This window comes from Hymenobacter profundi, from assembly GCF_019334315.1.
In the GTDB taxonomy this organism is placed as follows: Bacteria; Bacteroidota; Bacteroidia; order Cytophagales; family Hymenobacteraceae; genus Hymenobacter; species Hymenobacter profundi.
This window is the reverse complement of sequence record NZ_JAHWGL010000192.1, coordinates 1-2,695: the sequence shown is the minus strand read 5'-3', so window position 1 is coordinate 2,695 and position 2,695 is coordinate 1. Positions and strand designations below refer to the sequence as shown.

The 2,695-nt window shown below is 53.2% G+C and carries 4 protein-coding genes; all 4 read left to right on the top strand.

The window, feature by feature from the left end; genetic code table 11:
• Positions 1-205 precede the first annotated feature (205 nt).
• Entirely contained in the window at positions 206-649 is a 444-nt protein-coding gene (locus tag KYK14_RS21810) for a hypothetical protein (RefSeq protein ID WP_219161754.1), read from the top strand.
• Between the two features lie 141 nt (positions 650-790).
• On the top strand, positions 791-1,156 hold the full coding sequence (locus KYK14_RS21805) for a hypothetical protein (protein WP_219161753.1): 366 nt from the start codon (positions 791-793) through the stop codon (positions 1,154-1,156).
• Between the two features lie 72 nt (positions 1,157-1,228).
• Positions 1,229-1,525: a hypothetical protein gene (locus KYK14_RS21800; protein ID WP_219161752.1), complete on the top strand. Its 297-nt coding sequence runs from the start codon at positions 1,229-1,231 to the stop codon at positions 1,523-1,525.
• A gap of 640 nt (positions 1,526-2,165) precedes the next feature.
• Positions 2,166-2,591, top strand: coding sequence for a Fur family transcriptional regulator (locus KYK14_RS21795; protein WP_185281777.1), 426 nt, complete (start codon positions 2,166-2,168; stop codon positions 2,589-2,591).
• Positions 2,592-2,695 lie beyond the last annotated feature (104 nt).

The following is a 2,695-nucleotide window of genomic DNA, read 5'->3' as shown; positions in this document are numbered from 1 at the left end:
CAGACATAAGGTCCTTCGCTGCGCTCAGGATGACACCCGTTTTCTGATTCACCACTTCACAACCTCACCATTTCACCTTTTTTGGTACGGTTGCTGCAAGTAGGAGAATACCCACTTTGGTTTGGATAGATTCGGGAGACGTCTTGGAGTTGCTAGCCGTAGGGGGTGTATTGGGTTCCGTTTCTCACTTCATCTTTCCACTCCTATGAAACGCTTCATATTTGCTGCCGCCTCTCTTTTATTAGTAGGTAGTGCCACTGCCCAAGCCCAAACAACGACCACCGACTCAAATCCGTGGTTCGACTCGGCGCCCGCTGCTACTTCCGACTCCTACCCTACCGGCTGGAAGGTAGCACCGGCGGCTAACCCCACGGTTAGCGCCCGCCCCAGCACCGACTACAACGGTCGGCCACTGAAGGCCCGGCCCCGCAAAGCGGCCCGCGTAGAGGTAGTAGATGCTCCCGTGTACGAAACAGGCTGGTCTAGCGCGCCGGGCATGGCCCTTAGCCTACACCAGCGCCCCACCACCGACTACTGGGGCCGTCCGCTGAAACCAGCGGTACGCAAGGCCCCCACCTCGCTCTCGGCCGAGCCAGAGTTACTGCCGCAAGGGGCGCCGGTGGCGACTATCTATCGGTCGCAGCAGTAAGAAGCACGCAAAAACAAGCGTCAAATACGGGCCAGCCTGGACAAAAAAGGCTGGCCCGTTCGTTTTTTCCGACCAAAAAGGTAGCCCACGTCGTATGTGTAGATTTTAGGACTTTTCTGATTCTTTTACCTGCTCTCCGTTATGAAAAACGCTCTCCTTTGTATCTGCTTTGCGTGGGCTGTTAGCAGTCTGCCAGCAGTAGCGCAGCAAGCCAAGACCAAAGTCAAAACCAAGCAGCCTACGGCCAACGGCTACCACCGGACGAGTAACACCAAAGCCAAGGCCCGCTCCGGCGCTTACTCGCGCTACGACCGCTCGAATCGGCGCGACGAGGAAAACCTGAAGCTGGCGCCCGGGTTGCGCCTCAACATGCCTAGTCCGCCCACGACCGACTACATGGGCCGGCCGCTGAAGAAGAAGCCTGCCAACGTTGCAGCAGCGGGTGCTACTAGCCTTTCGACTGAAAAAACAACGCCGCCACCTACTTCTACCCGCAAGCGGAAGTAACCAGCGGCAGCTCGTAATCTTATAGGTTGGAGTAGCGTATATAGAAAACACACTTGCAAACGACCCCTTCCCATGCGTAAAAATATATATGTACTAGCTATCTTATTATTGGTCAGCGTGAGTGCCCACACGGCTGCGGCCCAAACGGTGCGCCCTGCTAAAAGCCGCGCCGCCGCTCGCGACACTACCGTGGAGGGCATCTATGTGGCCCCCAACATGACGGGCGCCCCCAAGCAAAAAGTCACCACCGACTACAGCAATAACCCCATCAGCCCGGCCGTGGAGGAAAAAGGCAACTCACTCTCCCCCAACCCCGATCCGGTGAAATCGAAGAAACTCAAAACCCGTCGCCCGCCTAAGCGCGATTAGGTAGGGGTTCCTTAGCCCGAAGTAAGCGCTTCGCATGAGGCAGAAACGCAACACGTTGCGCTTCGCCACTCGCTTCACTTACCTCCATTGTGGTTAATCAGGCGAGTTGTTTTCATCCAAAAAGAAAGCACCAGCCAACGGCTGGTGCCTTCCCTAGTTCTCCAAAACCAAACCAGGAGAATTGGTGCAGCCGTGGCAAAACGGCTGCTATACTTATTGAGAAGCATTCGGATGCTTCAGCTAAAATTCTAGAGGGAAGCTAACGGCGCTGTGGGGAGGGTATTGCTAGCGTTGTCTGCTTTCTTGACAGCTTGAAGTAGACCTCAGATACTATAATCTTCTTCTGTTTCGGGTGTATGTTGGCTCTGCTAACGCAATCCGTTCGTTAGGTATAGTGTAGGTTGCTTGATCAGGTATTCCACACATTGCATAATTATCAGTGCAAAAGTAGTTTTCTGCAACTTTGATTCGCTTTATCGGGTTTGTATACTGATTTTACAGTGACAAAGATCATAATAAAAGCAACATAGTTGCAAATAATAATTAAAAACACGAAATAGAGCAGCTCTGCGTGCACTGTAAAATTCTCTCCGCTGCTTCCTTGTTACCTTTGCGGGTATCCTGCCCTACCTAAGTTGTTATGGAAAAGCCTCACAACCATATTGCCGAAACGCTCAGCCGTCATGGCCTGCGTCAGACGCCTACCCGCTTACGCGTGCTACAGGTCCTGGGCACGTCGCCCTACGCTTTGTCGGGCCACGAGATAGAACAGCAGTTGGGCCAGGAAACCGACCGTATTACGCTGTACCGCACATTGCGCTCTTTCGAAGAAAAGGGCCTGATACACCGCGTTATCGATGCCTCCGATATCATTCGCTATGCATCCTGCTCTATTGAATGCACCGAGGAAGCGCACTTCGATAACCATGTGCATTTCAAATGCACGGAATGCGCCCACATTTACTGCCTCAACCAGGTAGCCATTCCGGCCGTGACGCTGCCAGCCAGCTTCCGCGCCGTAAGCCGCGACTATCTGCTGGCAGGTGTGTGCAACCGCTGCCAGTAGCGCATTCTCTAACCAAATTTTCAGAAAGAAAGAGCGTCATACTTTATCTGGCATCCGCTTGTCGAAGCATCTCGTGTGCTGATGAAAGATAGTAACCTTCATCA

Bases quoted from the DNA above. Each gene is read 5' to 3' on its own strand.
- KYK14_RS21810 (WP_219161754.1), top strand. From the start codon at position 206: ATGAAACGCTTCATATTTGCTGCCGCCTCTCTTTTATTAGTAGGTAGT.
- KYK14_RS21805 (WP_219161753.1), top strand. From the start codon at position 791: ATGAAAAACGCTCTCCTTTGTATCTGCTTTGCGTGGGCTGTTAGCAGT.
- KYK14_RS21800 (WP_219161752.1), top strand. From the start codon at position 1,229: ATGCGTAAAAATATATATGTACTAGCTATCTTATTATTGGTCAGCGTG.
- KYK14_RS21795 (WP_185281777.1), top strand. From the start codon at position 2,166: ATGGAAAAGCCTCACAACCATATTGCCGAAACGCTCAGCCGTCATGGC.